The organism is Thalassospira sp. SN3W (assembly GCF_038070535.1).
GTDB lineage: Bacteria > Pseudomonadota > Alphaproteobacteria > Rhodospirillales > Thalassospiraceae > Thalassospira > Thalassospira xiamenensis.
Genome location: NZ_CP121124.1, coordinates 3,549,450 through 3,566,789 on the forward strand (window position 1 = coordinate 3,549,450; position 17,340 = coordinate 3,566,789).

A 17,340-nucleotide genomic window follows, 5' to 3' on the forward strand; every position below is an offset into this window, starting at 1 on the left:
AATCGCCCGGGCAAGGCCTGCTTGTCAGAGGGCGCAAAGTTTCAAGTCGTTTGAATTGCTGGGGGCGACCGATAGGATGCGTGCGCACATTGTGTGTTTGCGTGCATGTGATGCTGTTTGGGGGAATGCCACCCAAAGCACGGCATTTCAAAGCTGTCATTGTAATCCTGCCTGTCAAACGATCCGGTTGGATGTTCATCGAAGGTCATTGAAGGTTTGACTTCAAAACCCCGAGTGCAGGTATAGGAATACGTTCCTCACCCCACTCGGGGTAAGGCTCCTGCGAGAAGGGAACCCGCATTGATTACAAAACGAATGTTTAATTGCTGCTTCAACATGACTGGATCAATCTAACATATCGGTCTGGAAATTGAATGATCTTATTGGTGCATAAAAAGCAAAACCGGCACATGGTCATGTCTGTGCCGGTCTTATGTGTTCCGTCGCGGATCGCGTGATTTTCCGCTTTATGCCGCTTTTGCGATGCCCAACTGGCCCCAGACGGTCAGAAGTGAATCGATCAGGTGATTGATCAGTTCATCATTGTGAAGCGGGCCGGGGGTAAAGCGCAGCCGTTCTGTGCCGCGCGGTACGGTCGGATAGTTGATCGGCTGGACATAGATGTCGTGATCAAACAGCAACCGGTCGCTGGCTTCCTTGCACATGCTGGCGTCGCCCACCATCAGTGGCACGATATGACTTGGCGCATCCATGACCGGAAGACCGGCGGCACGCATACGTTCACGCAGCGTTTCGGCACGTTCTTTCTGCGCTTCGCGTTCGACATTGCTGTCTTTGAGGTGGCGAACCGATGCCAAGGCACCAGCCGCGATGCTGGGCGGATGGGAGCTGGTAAAGATAAAGCCGTTGCCAAAGCTGCGCACGAAATCGACGATTTCGGTTTTACCGGCGATATAGCCGCCAATAACGCCAAAGGCCTTTGCAAGCGTGCCTTGGACGATATCAACGCGGTCCATCACGCCGTCGCGTTCGGCGACGCCGCCGCCGCGCGGGCCATACATGCCAACCGCATGGACTTCGTCGAGATACGAAATCGCGTTGTATTTTTCGCACAGATCAAGGATTTCGGCGATCGGTGCGATGTCGCCATCCATTGAATAGACGGACTCGAACGCAACGATCTTGGCGCGGTTCGGCCCCAGATCGCGCAGGATTTCTTCAAGATGTTCGACGTCGTTATGTTTCCAGATCCGGCGTTCCGCCTTTGAATGGCGCATGCCTTCGATCATGGAATTGTGATTGAACGAGTCGGAAATGATCACACAATCCGGCAGCTTCGAGCCAAGGGTCGAAAGCGTCGTCCAGTTGGCGACATAGCCCGATGTCATCAGAAGGGCTGCTTCCTTGCCATGCAGATCGGCGAGTTCATTCTCGAGCGCGACATGCAGATGGTTGGAGCCGGAAATATTTCGTGTGCCACCCGCCCCGCCGCCCTGACCGGTGACGGCGTTTTGCATGGCTTCAAGAACCGTGGGATGTTGCCCCATGCCGAGATAGTCGTTTGAGCACCAGACCGTAATTTTGCGCGGTGTATCACCGTTATCGGGGTGATACATGGCCTTGGGAAATTCACCGACAATACGTTCAAGATTGGCGAATACGCGGTAACGGCCTTCAGCCTTGAGGCCGGACAACGCGTCTTTAAAGAAGGTGTTATAATTCATCTTTTGTGTCTTTCGCCTGTCTCTTTACCGCGGGTACGGGCTTGTGTCTCATCCCGTTCTCTCTCCCTTGGTAAAGCTCTGGTCCTGGCCGGATATGCGTACATCTCCGGATCAGCATGGTCCCGTCTGACCGGGTCTTGATAACTTCCTTATCGGACATGGCTTCCGACTTGGCATTGACCCTTGTCAAAAATTTTAAAGCGATTCCAGTTTCAGCTAAAACTTTTCAGCAAAGCTTCACTGCGAACCACGCTGTCAAAGAAGGCGTCCATTCATTGTGTGTCGATCACGCCATCTCGTGGCGTTGGGCGGTTCCCCATTCACTTTCCAATTTGGCGCTATTGATCGCATTTGGCAAGGTTTTGAAAGGACTTCCGACCCACAATTAAATCAATTTAAACAAGCGGCAAAATCTATCGATTGTTTTATTTCGGAAGTTTAAGGCTATTCGCCTGCCGCCGTATTCATTGGAGTGCGGCGGCAGGTGTTTGTTTTTAATGTGTTTTCTGGAATGTTATGGATTTAGCCGAGGCTTGCATGCCAGTCTGCAAGGGCCGCTTCGACCTTGTCGAACATGTCATGAACCTGTTCTTCGGCAATGATCAGTGGTGGGCAAAAGGCAACGCTGTCACCAAGTGCACGCAGGATCACACCGTAGTCCATACATTTTGCAACAACCGCCTTACCGGCAGCACCGACAGGCTGCATTGGTGTTTTCAGACATTTGTCAGCGACCAGTTCAAATGCGCCAATCAGCCCGCGTCCGCGGGTTTCGCCGATATGTTCAAATTTGTTCAGGTCCTTAAGGCGTTTCTGGAACGGCGACATGACATTGCGGACATGTTTGACAATACCGTCCTCTTCGTAAATGCGCAGTGTTTCAAGGGCGACTGCGGCCGCGACCGGATGGCCGGAATAGGTAAAGCCATGGCCAAAGGTACCAATTTCATCGGATGCCTTTTTCGCCGCCTGATAAATCTTGTCATTGATGAACAGGGCCGAAATCGGCTGATAGGCCGATGAAAGCTGCTTGGCGACCGTGATCATGTCGGGTTTGAGCCGGAAGGTTTCGGTGGCAAACATCCGCCCGGTCCGCCCAAAACCGCAAATGACCTCGTCGGCAATGAACAGGATATTGTAACGATCCAGAACTTCCTGCACCTTTTCGAAATAGGTGCGCGGCGGCACGATGACGCCACCGGCCCCCATGATCGGTTCTGCAATAAATGCGCCGACGGTTTCCGGGCCTTCGGCCTGGATCAGGTCTTCAAGCTGTTCGGCCAGACGGGTCGCGAAATCTTCTTCTTCCTCGCCGGGCTGGGCTTCGCGCCAGTAATGCGGGGTTTCGGTATGGATGATGCGGTCAATCGGCAGATCAAACATTTTGTGATTTCCCGGAAGCCCGGTCATCGAGGCCGCAGCCACCGTCACCCCGTGATAACCCTTCTTGCGCGAGATGATCTTTTTCTTTTCCGGCTGGCCGATGGCATTGTGATAATACCAGACCATCTTCACCGCAGAATCAGTTGCTTCTGAACCGCTATTGGCAAAGAACACCTTGGACATCGGGACGGGTACAAGTTCAAGAAGCTTCTCGGCCAGATCAATCGCCGGGTTGGTGCTGCGCGATGCGAATGTATGATAATAGGGCAGGGTTTCAAGCTGCTTTGTTGCGGCTTCAACAAGGCGCCTTTCGCCAAAGCCAAGCGAAGCACACCAAAGACCGGCCATGCCTTCGATAAAATCGCGGCCATTGTCGTCGGTCACGTAAATCCCGTGGCCCTTTGAAATGATATGCGGCCCGGTTTTTTCGTGCGCGGCAAAGTTGGTATAGGGATGCAGATAGCTTGCGATATCGCGGCTGGCCGCGGAATTGCCTTTGGGCGATGGGGCAGCTGGGGCGATGGTGGCGTCTGTGGTCATGATAACCTCTGTTTCGTGCAGGAAAGTTCCTGATGCTTTCAGGCACTTTAGTCAGCATTCTGCGGGTTGGAAATCATTAGTTGGGCCCTGTTCCGGCGAAGATTCTTTGGCGGTTCGTCAAAACAGAAATCACCAAAACAGAAGCCCAAAAGCAAAACCGGCCGGGCAAGGGGCACCGGCCGGATTGGTAAAGATGTTATCGGTCGTAACCTAGTGCGACATCAGAACCGGAACCGTCATGTGACGCAGAAGATGTTGGGTCACCCCCCCCAACATCAGTTCACGCAGGCGCGGACGGCCATAGGCGCCGCAAAGGATCAAATCGATGCTTTCATCCGCCGCACGCGACAACAGAAGATCGCCAACACTGATGCCACTGGCATTCATGCTTTCCTTGCGGACATTGACACCGTGGCGTTCAAGCCGCGATCCGATATCGACACCCGGCACCGGAATGGAATCACGTGCCCCCTTGTTCGGATCGGCACAGAGAACGAGGGCCGATTTGGCATTTTCAAGAAACGCCATGCCGTCATTCACCGCACGGACAGCTTCGCGATAGGGTTTCCATGCAACCATGACGCGCTCGCCAATCGTTTCGAACCGACCGGCATAAGGTACGACCAGAACCGGGGTGCCAGCGGTCAGAATGGCCTTGTCGGGCATTTCCGAGGTCGAAGACGGGTCGGCACTGTCCGGATCATACTGGCCCAGAACCGTCAGGTCGTGATGGCGGGCATACATGGCAACCGTGTCGGCAATCTCGGCGGCAGAACATGGTGTTTCCTGCCAGCTGAAGGTTACACCGGCATCTTCGCAGGCTTTGGCGAAGTCGCGCTTGGCTTCCTTGGCGGTTTCGGCCATTGCAGCACGCTGCTGATTGATGATTTCCTGGGAAATCTGAACTTCCATGAAACGCGGAATTTCCGCATAGGGCAGAAGAAACAGCCCGGTCAGGTGGGCTTTGTGCGCTTTGGCAACTTTCAGGGCAACCGAAAGCCGTTGGGCGCAAGGGGCCGAATTGTCGATATGAACAAGGATATCCCGATACATCTGCCAGTCTCCTTTTCCGGGCAGCCCCGCCTTCGATCAAGGCGGCTAGCGTGGTTATGAGAAGCAGTCTAATGCGATCAGTGCTGGCGTTCTTTGTTCTATCTCAAATTACACTTACCGCCTGTACTGAGTATCGCGTAACCCTGTGGCGAGAAAATGACTGTCCGTGAATTGGCTCAGCCGTCGGCAGGACGTGACATCATCGGAATGGACTTTTCCATGGTCGGGGCACTGTCATCGGGCATCGTGACCGGACCAGATGTTGACGTTCCCGCGGTTGGATCGGCCATCATTGGTGCGCCGGCAGACGGCATTGTTCCCATGCTGTTACCCGAAATGATCGCAAGGCTTTTGCGCAATTGCTGTGACAGGGTTGACCAGTTGGTCTGTAGCGTGTTGCAGGCTGCCGGGTCATTTTGCTGAACACAGCGTTGCGCCATGCGATCAAGTATACCAAGGGCGATACGCGCCTCGTCGATTTGCTGGCGCTGCATATCGGTGATTGCGGCTTTTTTCGGATCTGGCGCCATGACAAATTTGTCATTTGCAGTATTGGCTGGCGCATTTGCGGATGTTGACGTGGTCGGGCCACCCCACGGGGTTACGATTTCCGCCGTGGTATTGGTGGGGGAATTGCTTTGTGCGGTGGGCTGCACGCAGCCCGACAGCAGTGCCGCAGAAACAACAAGACCGGACAGGAGGCCCGCGCTTCTGATCTTCATGACTTGCTCCTTTGGCCGCAAGGCGATGTCCGCCGGGCCGTTCCCTTTACTTTACAGTGCCATTTATTGTACGGCCTTGCTTTTGCTTGTGAATATATTGGACCCAGTTACGCGTGATGTCCAGAAAAGGGCGCGTGACAGCTTATTGACCCGGGCTTTGTTACCGAGCTGGCGGTATCAAGCGGGGTTCGTTCTTAAGCGCATTTCCGAGCCATTGCAGAACCAGCTTGATGCGTTCAATGCGTTTGAGTTCTGGATGTGTAAGCACCCAAAGCCTGTTTGGTACGAATTGATGCAGAGACGTAACGCGTTCAAGATCTGGGATCGCCAGATCAGCAGGCAGGCAAGCATATCCAATTCCGGCGCGAGCAAGGCCTGCCATTGCAACAAAATCATCGCTACGATGGATGATCCGGTCAGCGTGGTTTTCGTCGAGCCATTTAAATACCGGATGATTTCTTAGGGCTCCGCTGGCACCGATAAACCCACCGGGCAAGCGATCCGGAAATTTCATGGCATTGAAATTCTGCTCGGTTTTTTCCGCCATATCATGATTTGCGTAAAGTCCCCAATCTATCTTGCGAACTTCGCGGCCGACAAGATATTCGGGCGGGAGTTCCGCGACCCGTATCGCGATATCAGCATGGCGTTCTGCCATGTTGAATTCCTGATTACTTGCCAGAAGTTCAAGGCTGATATCTGGGTAGGCCGTCTGTAAGCGGGCGAAATAATCAGGCAGAATGAAATAGGCAAAGCTTGTCGGTGCGGTAATTCGGACCGTCCCAGCAGCGGCAATATCGCGCCCGGAAACACTTAGATTGATAGCTTCGAAATTGTTCAGGATTTGCCGGGCGGGACCAAGCATCTCTTCACCTGCTTCGGTCAGGCTGTAACGGCCTTTGATCCGTTCGAATAGGCGTGTTCCGGTTTCTTTTTCCAATGCATGGATATGGCGAAATACCGTTGTATTGCTGACATTCAGACGTTCGGCTGCTTTTTCAAGTGACCCGGCGTCGACAACGGCAAGAAACGATTTTACATAATTCCAGTCCATTTTGACCTTTCAAATTTGCAATGGATTTATACAAAATTGCCTATTTATTGTAAATTTGCAAATTCATACGATGGAGCCGATAAAGCCAGACAACCAAGAGAGAGCAAAATGATTGGTTATACATCGATTGGGACAAACAACCTTGCTACGTCCGGGGCATTTTACGACGCCATTCTTGGCATGATGGGGGCCAAGCGGGTGATGGAGATGGAGGATTTCATTGTCTGGGCACGCGCGGAAGGAGAGGCCAATTTTTCGGTTCATCTGCCTTTTGACGGCAGGCGGGCAACCGTTGGGAATGGTGTAATGATCGCCTTGCAGGGAAAATCAAAGGACGAGGTCGACGCCGTATACAGCAAGGCGATCAGCGTCGGGGCAGTATCGGAAGGGGAACCGGGCGCGCGCGGCGGTGATGATAGCGGTTTTTACGCAGCCTATTTTCGCGATCCGGATGGCAATAAAATCAACATTCATTACATGTCGTGATTTGCCTGAAACTTGGCGGTTTTTGGGAGAAAACGGCTGAAAGGAGGTGGGGGTGGAACGTCCGCATTTTAAGCTGATAGGCCACCGGCTGTGCCCGTATGTGCAACGGGTTGCAATGGTTATGGGACACTACGCGATTGATCATGAAAGGGAAGATATTCGTCTGGAAGACAAGCCAGCCTGGCTTGAAAAGTTCAGTTCGGAAAGGCAAGTGCCGGTCTTGCTTCTTGACCAAACGCGACCGCTAACCGAGGCTGCGGTTATTTGCGATTATCTCGACAGGATTAATGGTCGTGCGCTTTATCCGGTCGATCTGATTGAGAGTGCCGAACACAGTATCTGGATTTTACGAGCAGAGCGGATATTGTCGCTAACTGCAGATCTTGTGTATCGGGATCATAATGAGCATGACTGCGATCTGACATTGCACAGGATCGGCCTGATCTTGGCCATACTCAACAAGAAGTTTGAAGCCGCCGGACCCTTTCGCGAGGTTGGGCTATGCATGGTCGATATGGCCTATGCGACCGCGTTTCGGGCATTTCCGGTATTGGTATACGGGCTTAACCGGGATTTGTTTGCGGGGTTTGAACATGTTCGTGGCTGGAGCGAACGATTGTTAAAAAACGATATCGTGCGGACGGTAGTCCCCCAAACGTATCATGGGGAACTTCATCATTTTATCGCATCAAGACAAAGCTATCTGGCCAAAAGGCTATCGATGCTTCTGGTGCCACAAAAGCCCGCCTTATCTGCCTCCTAATAGATTTGTCAGATTACAAATAACGGACTGAAAAGCCATCAATAGTGTATGTCGACTGTTGATGGCTTTTTTCTTTATGCTTTGTCTCGCGACACCATGGCGATGATGGTTTCAAAAAGTTCCTGCTTTGCCTGATCGGCGGTGATTTCGCCGGTTGCCGCTGCGTAAGAGAGGGATTCGGCTGCGCCCAGAAAGCCCCAAAGGCGGGGCATCGGTATTTTACCGGTCCGGCTGAAAGGGGACAGTGTATCGCGGCATTTATCAATGAACAGAATGTGATAGTCGCGTTTGACCTGTTCCAGCTCCGGCGATCCGGCAAGTGATGCAATGACACCCGAAATTTCGCGCCCCTGTGACAGCACGCAATCAATATAGGCCGATGCGATCACCGATGCCTTGTCGCGCAGGGTATGGCTGCTTTGCGCAAGGGTAGAGTCCATCAATGCTGTCTGACGTCGATCGTAATCCTGATACAGCGCGATCAGCAAACCCGATCGTGTTCCGAAATGATCATAGACCACCGGCTTGGTGACTCCGGCCTGTTCGGCGAGACTGCCAAGGCTGAGTGCCTCGGTCCCGTCGTCATGGATCATCTTCCATGCAACGTCGAGAAGTTGCCGATTGCGATCTTCGCGCGCCATCCGTTTGCGTGGGGTATGTGACGGGGACTTTTTTGCGTCGCTGCTTGACATCTTTATATACCAAAAGTAACTTACAGATAGTAACTTACTTATAGTATATAGTGATTGCCGTTGAGTGGCAATTGCCTAGCAAGGAGGTATGTCATGCGCGCGCTTGTTGTTGTCGCCCATCCAAATTCCGGTTCGTTCAGTCATGCGGTCGCCAATCAAATTGGCAAGGGGATTGAGGATGCCGGACCTGAACACAGTTTCGAGTTTGCTGATCTGTCGGCCGAAGGGTTTGATCCGCGTTTCAGCCAGGATGATATCGCGGCCTTCGAGATGAGGGCCCCGTTCCCCGATGATGTGCTTGCCGAACAGAAACGGATTGATGCCGCCGATACGCTCGTTCTGGTTTTTCCGATTTATTGGTGGTCAATGCCCGCGATCCTGAAAGGCTGGATTGATCGGGTGTTTTCAAATGGCTGGGCTTATGAGGATATTGACGGTGAAAAGGTGATCAAAAAACTGAACCATCTGAAGGTCCACCTTGTCGCGATTGGTGGTGCAGGGCTTGCCACATTTGCCCGGCATGGATATTTCGGGGCCATGAAACTGCAAATCCATCAGGGCATTTTTGATTATTGCGGAGTGGAAGTCGCAACTTCGGAATTGATGTTGCTGGCCGACGGCAATAACCCTGCGGAGCTCTTGAAAAAAGCACGCGAGGTCGGGGCGGCGATCCCTGCAAAGGTGACAAAGCCGGAATTGGATATGGCGGGATAAATCCCGTTAGACCGGCCATCAAAAGCAAAACGCCCGCAGGGAAAATCTGCGGGCGTTTGAATTTGGCAATGTGCTGCTAGCTTAGTCGTGCTTGCCGCCATGGGCCTTGGACCAGCCGATCGGGTCGGCAAGGAAGGCGCGAACGCCTTCGATGGCTTCTTTGGGGAAGTATTTGCCTTCTTCGGCAACCGCCAGAATATCGGCCCAGGTTGCCAGGTAATGCAGTTCGATATCGTCTTTTTTCAGTTCTTCAAGCGCATTGGGGAACACACCATAGAAGAACACGACAAATGCATGTCTGCATTCGGCACCGGCTTCGCGGATGGCATTGACGAAGTTGACTTTCGATGCGCCGTCGGTGGCAAGGTCTTCGACCAGAAGGACGCGCTGGCCTTCGTGGATGTCGCCCTCGATCCGTGCCTTGCGGCCAAATCCCTTTGGCTTCTTGCGGACATACTGCATCGGCAGGTCCAGAACATCGGCCAGCCAAGCGGAATAGGGGATTCCCGCGGTTTCACCACCGGCGACCGCATCAAATGCCTCGTAACCGGCCTTGTCGGAAACCTGACGGGCGGCAAGTTCCATGACCTTGCGGCGTGCGCGCGGGAAGGAAATCAGTTTGCGGCAATCAATATAGACCGGGCTCGCCCAGCCCGATGTCAGGATATAGGCCTCTTCCGGGCGGAAATTCACAGCCCCGATATCAAGCAAAATCTTTGCGACGGTTTTGGCAGCATACGAGCAATGCGCGGTCGAAGTTTCGTTGGTCATGGCGGCTATACCCTTTTCCGGATCGAATATTTGCGCACGTCTTAGCGTTTTTGGACGCAAAGCGCAAAGAAAAGCCGCTGTCCGGCTGGTCAGGATCAGGTGCCCGGCGATGTCGGGGGCAAATTTGCGGGCAGCAGGACCGGATGCGAATAAGACAATGCCGATTTGAAATGGCATTATTGATATCTGAAATATCATAATTGCAGTTCTAAATGCGTTTTGTTAGGCTTCGATCATGTGTGAATGAAGGATGCGCCCTATGATTACCGCGGGACAAATGCGTGCGGCGCGTGCGTTGCTGGGCATTGATCAGAAAACGCTGGCCGAAATGGCCGGGATTTCGGTGCCAACCATCCAGCGGATGGAGTCCAGCAAGGGTAATGTGCGTGGTGTGGTTGATACGTTGACCAAGGTCGTCGAAGCACTTGACCGTGCCGGGATCGAATTGATCGGGGATAACGTGCCCAGCATGGCAACCGGGCGCGGTGTGCGTCTGAAAGAACCGGAAATAAAACCGACACTGCCAGACGAGCAGGGCGAACAATAACGACCGCAACAATTTTGCGACGGCGACCGCCGACTTATGCCGACGATCCCGCCGCCTTTTGCAAGGCTGCCGGAGACTATGGAAACCAGAACCTCGAAAACCAATCAGGCATCCGAACCCGGATATGCCGACCTGTTTACCCCAAAACTTGTAACCGTCCTTCGCGAAGGTTACGGGTTTGCGCAGTTGCGGGCCGATGCGATTGCCGGTTTGACGGTGGCGATTGTCGCCTTGCCGTTATCGATGGCGATTGCGATTGCATCGGGCGTTTCCCCCGCAAAGGGGCTTTATACCGCGATTGTCGGGGGGATTCTGGTATCGCTCCTGGGGGGCAGTCGCTTTCAGATTGGCGGACCGGCGGGGGCTTTCATCGTTCTGGTCGCAGGTACGGTTCAGACGCATGGCCTTGATGGCTTGATCATTGCCACTATCCTGTCGGGATTGATGTTGCTCGGCATCGGGGCGCTGAAGCTTGGTACCTATATCAAATTCATTCCCTATCCGGTGACGGTTGGCTTTACTGCCGGGATTGCGGTGATCATTTTTGCAAGCCAGATCAAGGATTTGCTGGGGCTGACTTTGCCAGGCAAAGAACCGGGGCCGCTTTTGGAAAAGCTCCCGGTGATTTGGGCGGCATTGCCGGGGATCGATCCGGTGACGGTTGCGTTGTCCGGCGCGACGATCCTTGTGATCATCGGCAGCAAACGGCTGCGCCCGCATTGGCCGGGCATGCTGATTGCGGTGGCAGGGGCCGCATTGGCAACCGCGTTGTTCAATCTGCCGGTATCGACCATCGGCAGCGTCTTTGGCGGTATTCCCGGTGATTTCCCCATGCCCATCTTGCCGGAATTCACCCTTGCCAAGGTCCAAGCGGTTTTGCCCAATGCGATTGCCTTTGCGCTTTTGGGGGCGATTGAGTCGCTTTTATCAGCCGTGGTGGCCGATGGCATGACCGGCCGACATCACAGATCGAACTGTGAGCTGGTGGCCCAAGGGGTGGCAAATATGGCGTCGGGTCTGTTTGGGGGCATTTGCGTGACCGGCACGATTGCAAGAACGGCCACCAATATCCGGGCCGGTGCGCATGGGCCGGTTTCGGGCGTTTTGCACGCGCTGTTTTTGTTGTTGTTCATATTGGTTGCTGCGCCGCTAGCCAGTTTCATTCCGTTGGCAAGCTTGGCCGGGGTGCTGGCGATTGTGGCATGGAACATGATCGAAAAGCACGCGATAGCGACCTTGCTGCGCGCATCGCGTGGGGATGCTGCGGTGTTGCTGGTAACATTTTTACTGACGATTTTCCGCGATCTTCTCGAAGCAATCGTTGTTGGATTTGCCCTTGGCTCGGTTCTGTTCATTCAACGCATGTCGAAAACAACCGCAATTGCCACCCACAGCCCGTTTGTATCCGAAGACCGGGCCGACGGTACGACCGGCGGCGGGGCATCGGATATTTCATCGACAACCGACCCCGACATCATGATTTACCGGATTACCGGCGTGTTCTTTTTCGGGGCGGCGGCATCCATTGGATCGGTTCTGGATCGGATTGGCGATACGCACCGGGCATTGATCATTGATTTTGCCGCTGTACCGTTTCTCGATTCAACCGCGGCCAATACGATTGCGGGACTTGCCCGCAAAACACGCGGGCGCGGGATCGAGGTGATCCTGACCGGCACATCGCATGACCTTCGACGGGAACTGTTTGCACATGGTATCAAGCCGCCGCTGGTTCATTATGAAACCGATATCGAGAAGGCGGTCGGGCGCCTTCGCGCGCATGGATTGCGTAACGTCACGGCATCCTGAGTTGCGGCCGCAAAGACAGCGATAATGGCCAAGCCTTTGTCAGGCATTGGCAAAGTCCGGTTTTGGGTTTATTTGGTATAGCTTTACCGAATTAAGCTGAAAGGCACTGCCATGTCGCAGGAAACCGGACTTGTCGTCGATATCAATGACGGCGGTATTGCAACCATCACCATTTCGCAGCCGGAGCGCAAAAACGCGCTGACCAAGCCGATGTGGGGGGAACTTGCCCGGATTGCCGACGATCTTGGCGGGGACAGCAACCTGCGTTGCATCGTTATTCGCGGCGGCAGCGGGGCCGGATTTGGGGCCGGGGCGGATATTCATGAATTTGTTCGCGAACGTGACGGGTTTGAAAAGGCGCGCGATTACGGAATGCTTCATGCCGAGGCCTTGCAGGCGCTTCGGGTTTGCCAGCATCCAGTGATTGCCGCGATTGACGGGCCGTGCATCGGGGCGTCGTTTGTATTGGCTGCGGCCTGCGATTTGCGGATTGCAGCCGATAATGCAAAATTCGCCGTGCCGCCGATGAAGCTTGGCGCGACGCTGGGCTATCCGGAATTGCAGATCATGCTGGATCTGCTGGGCGAAGCAGCCCTGTTTGAAATCCTGCTGGAAGGGCAGGTTTTTGACGCCGCGCGTGCGCGCGAAATCGGCTTTATCGCCCGCCATGTGTTGCTTGATGAATTTGATGCGGAAGTAACGGCGACAGCGGCCCGAATTGCCGGGGGCGCACCCATCACCCAACGCCTGCACAAAAAAATGATCAACCGCCTGAAAGAAGGTGGTGCCATCGGTGCCAAGGAATTTGACGAAGGATACCGCGCCTTTGACAGTGCGGATTTCAAGGAAGGCTACACCGCCTTTCTCGAAAAGCGAAAAGCGGTGTTTGAAGGCAGATAATCGTCAGATCATAACGGCAAATCCGGTGTCAGCGGGACATCGGTGATGCCGTAATCCAGCCCCATCTTGTAAAGCTCGCTTGTGATTTGCGATCTGTGATGGGTTTGGTGGTTGAAAAGCTGCATCAGGAAAAGCTGGCGCGGCAATTTGCGGGTTACACCATCCAGCCCCATCAATTCGCGAATGTCATCCTGCCAGCCATGATCGCTGGAATCGACGAATTCGGCGATTGCCGCGTCGGTTTCGATCCGCATTTTGCCAAGAGTTTCGAAATCATCGGCCATGACGGTGCGGGCATCAAACGGTTCGGCCTGTCCGGTTTTCAGAATGCCGAGGATGCGGTGATCTATATACAGCAGATGATTAAGCGTTGCGTGGATCGAGCCAAAAAACATGCCGCGGTCACGGCGGCGTTCCTTGTCACCGATCTGATCACAAAGATCGTACAGAACACCATTTTGCCAGCTGTTATATTTGGCCATGGCGCGGCCGTAATCGTTGAAATTCATCTTTGCCATCTGGTGGGGCTCCTTGTTGGCATTAACCGGTCTGTACTTAATCTGCGGCAACCGCGACGGTATCGTCGGTTTGGGCCGGGGCAGGCTGTTCGATCTGTTTTGCCTCGGCCACAAAATGAACCATGACATTGGCGAAAATGCCAAAGGCCAGCATCGATGCTGTCACGGGCAGAAGACTGCCGTCATGGACCTGTCCGATAATGGTGCCTGCCAATGCGCCGGTGGCAAACTGTATGGTCCCCATCAAGGCGGTGGCCGTCCCGCCGATATGTGGGAAATACTGCATGAAGGCCGCGGTTGCGTTTGGTGCGGTCAGCCCGATCATGCCGACAGCAACCATCACCAGCGGCACTACAGCATATAGCGACGGCTCGAACGCATTCACCGCAATGAACAATCCGATCACGGCCGCCAGTTGAAGGGCGGTACCAATCGCAAGTATCTGATGGCATTCAAGCCGTTTCAGCAACGGATTGTTCAGCCGGTTGCAGATCACGATGACAATGACATTCGCCCCGAACAGATAGGGGAACTGGCTGGGTGACACGCCGAAATAATCAATATACATGAACGGGCTGTCGGTCAGGAAACTGAACATCACTGCACTGGCCCCGGTATGGGCCAGCATGAAACCAACTGCCTTGCGGGTGCGCAGGACTTCCAGATAGGTCCACCACACCCGTCGTGCTGGTCCGGCATAGCGTGGGCGCAGTTTGGTGGTTTCGGGTAACTTGAACCACACAATCACCAGCATGATGCTGCCATATATGACCAGCAGGACGAAAATTGCCTGCCACTGGAAATAAACCAGCAGGGCCGAACCAACCGTTGGAGCGACCAACGGGGCAATCATCATGATCACCGCGATCAGGGCAAACATGCGCGCGGCATCCTTGCCATCGAACAGGTCGCGCACCGATGCACCGACAATCACAAGGGCAAAACCGCCGCCAATCGCCTGGATAAAGCGCATGACGTTGAGCGAAAAAGAACTGTCGACGAAAATGATGATCGCACTGGTGATGATGTAAATCACAAGCCCGATCAACGCGACCGGGCGACGGCCAACGCGATCCGAAAGTGGCCCGCCAATCAGCTGCCCCAAGGCAAAACCAATCAGGAACATGCTGATTGATACTTCGACATTATGCGTCGGCGCGCCAAAATCTGCTGCCATTGCCGGAATGGCAGGCAGGTAGGTATCAATCGCAAATGGTGCGGTCGCGATCAGGGCGGCAAGCAGGATCGCAAGGCGCTGCGTGTTGATCGGGGCGCTGGCATCTGTATTCGCCATGACTTCCGTATCCGTTTCTTATGGTGGCAGGTGGGGCGTGATCTGTCCGGTTTCCAGTATCGGTCTTTAGCGGACTTCCTTAAGGCCAGCCGGAATGACAGGAAACGGGACATATCGCCAACACCCGGACAGCGGGCGGGGCGAAAATTCCGGTCAGATATGGCAGTGGCATCAGGAAGGCCGCACCGTTGCGGGTGGCGGGGCCGGGTGGATCGCAGCCTGAAACGATTCAATTTGTGCCATTATCCACGGAAATTCTGTTTTTTCCAGCCCGGCGATTTTGACAGCCTGAATATCAGCTATGCATATAACCGTCTGACGCGGCAAAAGAATACAGGCCGCAAAAGAAAACGGCACCCGCGATGGGGTGCCGTTTGCAAGGTTTTCAGTTCTCGCCTGATCTAATAGTTCATGACCTTTTCCGGGCCCATCAGCATGGTCGGAAGCCATGTCGAAATTGCCGGTATGTATGTCACGATGATCAGGAAGACCAGCAGGATCATCAGCCAAGGCAGGGCTGCACGAACCACCTGAACCAGTGACATGCCGGTGATACCCGACGTCACGAACAGGTTAAGCCCGACCGGCGGCGTGATCAGGCCGATTTCCATGTTCACAACCATGATGATGCCCAGATGGATCGGATCGATACCAAGCTTCATCGCAATCGGGAACAGGATCGGTGCCATGATCAGAAGGATGGCCGACGGTTCCATGAAGTTGCCCGCGATCAACAGAATGATGTTGACCACGATCAGGAAGGCCCAAGGTTCCAGACCCCAGTTGATGATGGTTTCTGCAATGGTGTGCGGAATGCGTTCGGATGTCAGCACATGGGCAAACAGCATGGCGTTGGCAATGATGAACATCAGCATGATGGTCACTTTGCCGGACTCCAGCAGCACGTGGCGAATATCCTTGTCGAACGGGATCAGCGCGATGGCCTTGCCGATTTTAGGCAGGTTGTAGCCAATGATAGCGCCCACACCCATGCCTTTTTCCGGAACCCAGGCAACACCCTTGATCGGGCCCATATCGCGATAAAACACGATAGCGACCAGCAGGGCATAGACGGATGCGACGGCTGCGGCTTCGGTCGGGGTAAATATCCCGCCATAGATACCGCCCATGATCACAACCACCAGAAGCAGGCCACCGGATGCGGAAAACAGGCCTTCAAACCATTCCGAAGCGCTCGGACGATCCTGTTTGGGCAGCTTTTTGATCCGGGCGACGACATAGATCACCGCCATCAGCATCAGACCGGCGATCAGGCCGGGAATGACACCGGCCAGGAACATGCGGCCGACCGACACCTGGGTTGCCGCGGCATAGACCACCATCACGATGGATGGCGGGATCAGAATGCCAAGCGTACCGGCGTTACAGATTACACCGGCGGCAAAGTTGCGCGGATACCCCGATTTGATCATGCCGGCGATCACCACCGAACCAATGGCAACAACCGTAGCCGGGCTGGAACCAGAAACGGCGGCAAACAGCATACAGGCCAGAACGGACGCCATGGCAAGACCGCCATGGAACCAGCCAACCGTATCGACCGCAAAGCGGATCAGACGACGTGCCACCCCGCCGGTCGACAGGAAGGTAGAGGCAAGGATGAAGAACGGAATGGCCAGAAGGGTGTAATGTTCCATCCCGTTGAACAGCTTTTCGATCAGGGTCGCAAGCGAGTCTGATCCGAAAAACAGGATGGTGGTGATGGATGACAGGCCCAGCGCCACGCCGATCGGGGTGCCAAGCGCCATCAACGCAAACAACGTGATGAACAGATATGCGATTGTCATTTAAGGCGTTCCCCCGCGATCATTTATCGTTGTCGCGACGGACGATGCCGTCGGCCATGACGTCGGCTTTGTCGCCTTCGCCAATGGTTTCGATCGCCTCGCGTGCTTCATCGGCAAGCGAGAATCCGTTTTGCTGACCCGAAAGAATACGCCACAGGACCTGTCCGAGACGGAACAGCAGCAACGCACCGCCAAGTGGCAGGATCAGATAGACGACCCACATCGGGATCGGGGAATCTTCGGCCTCGATACCGATCATGTGATAGAAGGTCATGCTTTCCCAGCCGCCATAAAGAATAAGCGCGGCATAGGACATGCAGACCAAAGCAACAAAGATACCGGTGATGCGCTGGGCGGGTTTTGCAAACAGTTGAACAAGGGCATCAACCCCGATATGGGATCCGACCTTGACACCATAAGACATGCCGAAAAGCACAAGCCAGGCAAACAGAAATTCGGTGATTTCCATCGACCAGGTCATGCCGGAATTGAAGCCGTAACGAAGGACGACATTGACGAAGGTCAGCATCGTCATGGCGGCGAGAAGGAGGGCAATAATGCCCTCCTCCAGCCGGTCAACGACCGTTTTAATCATAGCGGT

At 54.3% G+C, this 17,340-nt stretch carries 18 protein-coding genes; 6 read left to right on the forward strand and 12 right to left on the reverse strand.

Features of this window, described 5'->3' with window-relative positions; genetic code table 11:
* Nucleotides 1-467 precede the first annotated feature (467 nt).
* From hemA to P8T57_RS16290, 5 genes are all read right to left on the reverse strand, one after another.
* Entirely contained in the window at nt 468-1,685 is a 1,218-nt protein-coding gene (gene hemA, locus P8T57_RS16270; protein WP_341363685.1) for a 5-aminolevulinate synthase, read from the reverse strand.
* A 522-nt stretch (nt 1,686-2,207) separates the two neighbouring features.
* A complete protein-coding gene (locus P8T57_RS16275) occupies nt 2,208-3,608 on the reverse strand; it encodes an aspartate aminotransferase family protein (RefSeq protein WP_341363686.1) in 1,401 nt (466 codons plus the stop codon).
* A 210-nt stretch (nt 3,609-3,818) separates the two neighbouring features.
* A complete protein-coding gene (locus P8T57_RS16280; protein WP_007090914.1) occupies nt 3,819-4,661 on the reverse strand; it encodes a universal stress protein in 843 nt (280 codons plus the stop codon).
* A 176-nt stretch (nt 4,662-4,837) separates the two neighbouring features.
* A complete protein-coding gene (locus P8T57_RS16285) occupies nt 4,838-5,383 on the reverse strand; it encodes a hypothetical protein (protein ID WP_063095410.1) in 546 nt (181 codons plus the stop codon).
* 160 nt (nt 5,384-5,543) lie between these two features.
* On the reverse strand, nt 5,544-6,437 hold the full coding sequence (locus P8T57_RS16290) for a LysR family transcriptional regulator (RefSeq protein WP_037989949.1): 894 nt from the start codon (nt 6,435-6,437) through the stop codon (nt 5,544-5,546).
* 108 nt (nt 6,438-6,545) lie between these two features.
* Between P8T57_RS16290 and P8T57_RS16295 the strand changes: the two genes are divergently transcribed.
* Nucleotides 6,546-6,923, forward strand: a complete 378-nt coding sequence (locus P8T57_RS16295) for a VOC family protein (RefSeq protein WP_037989946.1) — start codon at nt 6,546-6,548, stop codon at nt 6,921-6,923.
* 52 nt (nt 6,924-6,975) lie between these two features.
* Nucleotides 6,976-7,686 (forward strand): glutathione S-transferase family protein, encoded by a 711-nt coding sequence (locus P8T57_RS16300; RefSeq protein ID WP_341363687.1) that lies wholly within the window; start codon nt 6,976-6,978, stop codon nt 7,684-7,686.
* 74 nt (nt 7,687-7,760) lie between these two features.
* Here the strand turns inward: P8T57_RS16300 and P8T57_RS16305 are convergent, their stop codons facing one another.
* Nucleotides 7,761-8,378 carry a TetR/AcrR family transcriptional regulator gene (locus tag P8T57_RS16305; RefSeq protein ID WP_341363688.1) on the reverse strand — a complete coding sequence of 206 codons (618 nt, stop codon included), beginning with the start codon at nt 8,376-8,378 and terminating at the stop codon, nt 7,761-7,763.
* A 93-nt stretch (nt 8,379-8,471) separates the two neighbouring features.
* Between P8T57_RS16305 and P8T57_RS16310 the strand changes: the two genes are divergently transcribed.
* Nucleotides 8,472-9,092, forward strand: a complete 621-nt coding sequence (locus P8T57_RS16310; RefSeq protein ID WP_341363689.1) for an NAD(P)H-dependent oxidoreductase — start codon at nt 8,472-8,474, stop codon at nt 9,090-9,092.
* Between the two features lie 81 nt (nt 9,093-9,173).
* Here the strand turns inward: P8T57_RS16310 and P8T57_RS16315 are convergent, their stop codons facing one another.
* Nucleotides 9,174-9,863, reverse strand: coding sequence for an orotate phosphoribosyltransferase (locus P8T57_RS16315; RefSeq protein ID WP_037990021.1), 690 nt, complete (start codon nt 9,861-9,863; stop codon nt 9,174-9,176).
* Between the two features lie 259 nt (nt 9,864-10,122).
* Between P8T57_RS16315 and P8T57_RS16320 the strand changes: the two genes are divergently transcribed.
* From P8T57_RS16320 to P8T57_RS16330, 3 genes are all read left to right on the forward strand, one after another.
* Entirely contained in the window at nt 10,123-10,410 is a 288-nt protein-coding gene (locus tag P8T57_RS16320) for a helix-turn-helix transcriptional regulator (RefSeq protein ID WP_007090922.1), read from the forward strand.
* Between the two features lie 78 nt (nt 10,411-10,488).
* Nucleotides 10,489-12,219: a SulP family inorganic anion transporter gene (locus P8T57_RS16325; RefSeq protein ID WP_341363690.1), complete on the forward strand. Its 1,731-nt coding sequence runs from the start codon at nt 10,489-10,491 to the stop codon at nt 12,217-12,219.
* A gap of 111 nt (nt 12,220-12,330) precedes the next feature.
* Nucleotides 12,331-13,119 carry an enoyl-CoA hydratase-related protein gene (locus P8T57_RS16330; RefSeq protein WP_341363691.1) on the forward strand — a complete coding sequence of 263 codons (789 nt, stop codon included), beginning with the start codon at nt 12,331-12,333 and terminating at the stop codon, nt 13,117-13,119.
* Between the two features lie 8 nt (nt 13,120-13,127).
* On the opposite strand, the gene P8T57_RS16335 is transcribed toward P8T57_RS16330, so the two are convergent.
* The 5 genes from P8T57_RS16335 to P8T57_RS16355 form a co-directional block, all read right to left on the reverse strand.
* Nucleotides 13,128-13,637: a DinB family protein gene (locus P8T57_RS16335; protein WP_341363692.1), complete on the reverse strand. Its 510-nt coding sequence runs from the start codon at nt 13,635-13,637 to the stop codon at nt 13,128-13,130.
* A 37-nt stretch (nt 13,638-13,674) separates the two neighbouring features.
* Nucleotides 13,675-14,931 (reverse strand): multidrug effflux MFS transporter, encoded by a 1,257-nt coding sequence (locus P8T57_RS16340; RefSeq protein WP_341363693.1) that lies wholly within the window; start codon nt 14,929-14,931, stop codon nt 13,675-13,677.
* A gap of 171 nt (nt 14,932-15,102) precedes the next feature.
* A complete protein-coding gene (locus tag P8T57_RS16345; protein WP_317341604.1) occupies nt 15,103-15,381 on the reverse strand; it encodes a hypothetical protein in 279 nt (92 codons plus the stop codon).
* Nucleotides 15,333-16,739, reverse strand: a complete 1,407-nt coding sequence (locus P8T57_RS16350; protein ID WP_062952482.1) for a TRAP transporter large permease subunit — start codon at nt 16,737-16,739, stop codon at nt 15,333-15,335. The genes P8T57_RS16345 and P8T57_RS16350 overlap by 49 nt, the downstream gene beginning before the upstream one ends.
* A gap of 19 nt (nt 16,740-16,758) precedes the next feature.
* Entirely contained in the window at nt 16,759-17,334 is a 576-nt protein-coding gene (locus P8T57_RS16355) for a TRAP transporter small permease (protein ID WP_037989934.1), read from the reverse strand.
* Nucleotides 17,335-17,340: the final 6 nt, after the last annotated feature.

Bases quoted from the DNA above. Each gene is read 5' to 3' on its own strand.
- P8T57_RS16315 (WP_037990021.1), bottom strand. From the start codon at position 9,863: ATGACCAACGAAACTTCGACCGCGCATTGCTCGTATGCTGCCAAAACC.
- P8T57_RS16345 (WP_317341604.1), bottom strand. From the start codon at position 15,381: ATGGCTTCCGACCATGCTGATGGGCCCGGAAAAGGTCATGAACTATTA.
- P8T57_RS16320 (WP_007090922.1), top strand. From the start codon at position 10,123: ATGATTACCGCGGGACAAATGCGTGCGGCGCGTGCGTTGCTGGGCATT.
- P8T57_RS16325 (WP_341363690.1), top strand. From the start codon at position 10,489: ATGGAAACCAGAACCTCGAAAACCAATCAGGCATCCGAACCCGGATAT.
- P8T57_RS16310 (WP_341363689.1), top strand. From the start codon at position 8,472: ATGCGCGCGCTTGTTGTTGTCGCCCATCCAAATTCCGGTTCGTTCAGT.
- P8T57_RS16350 (WP_062952482.1), bottom strand. From the start codon at position 16,739: ATGACAATCGCATATCTGTTCATCACGTTGTTTGCGTTGATGGCGCTT.
- P8T57_RS16290 (WP_037989949.1), bottom strand. From the start codon at position 6,437: ATGGACTGGAATTATGTAAAATCGTTTCTTGCCGTTGTCGACGCCGGG.
- P8T57_RS16305 (WP_341363688.1), bottom strand. From the start codon at position 8,378: ATGTCAAGCAGCGACGCAAAAAAGTCCCCGTCACATACCCCACGCAAA.
- P8T57_RS16295 (WP_037989946.1), top strand. From the start codon at position 6,546: ATGATTGGTTATACATCGATTGGGACAAACAACCTTGCTACGTCCGGG.
- P8T57_RS16275 (WP_341363686.1), bottom strand. From the start codon at position 3,608: ATGACCACAGACGCCACCATCGCCCCAGCTGCCCCATCGCCCAAAGGC.
- P8T57_RS16285 (WP_063095410.1), bottom strand. From the start codon at position 5,383: ATGAAGATCAGAAGCGCGGGCCTCCTGTCCGGTCTTGTTGTTTCTGCG.
- P8T57_RS16330 (WP_341363691.1), top strand. From the start codon at position 12,331: ATGTCGCAGGAAACCGGACTTGTCGTCGATATCAATGACGGCGGTATT.
- P8T57_RS16335 (WP_341363692.1), bottom strand. From the start codon at position 13,637: ATGGCAAAGATGAATTTCAACGATTACGGCCGCGCCATGGCCAAATAT.
- P8T57_RS16355 (WP_037989934.1), bottom strand. From the start codon at position 17,334: ATGATTAAAACGGTCGTTGACCGGCTGGAGGAGGGCATTATTGCCCTC.
- hemA (WP_341363685.1), bottom strand. From the start codon at position 1,685: ATGAATTATAACACCTTCTTTAAAGACGCGTTGTCCGGCCTCAAGGCT.
- P8T57_RS16280 (WP_007090914.1), bottom strand. From the start codon at position 4,661: ATGTATCGGGATATCCTTGTTCATATCGACAATTCGGCCCCTTGCGCC.
- P8T57_RS16340 (WP_341363693.1), bottom strand. From the start codon at position 14,931: ATGGCGAATACAGATGCCAGCGCCCCGATCAACACGCAGCGCCTTGCG.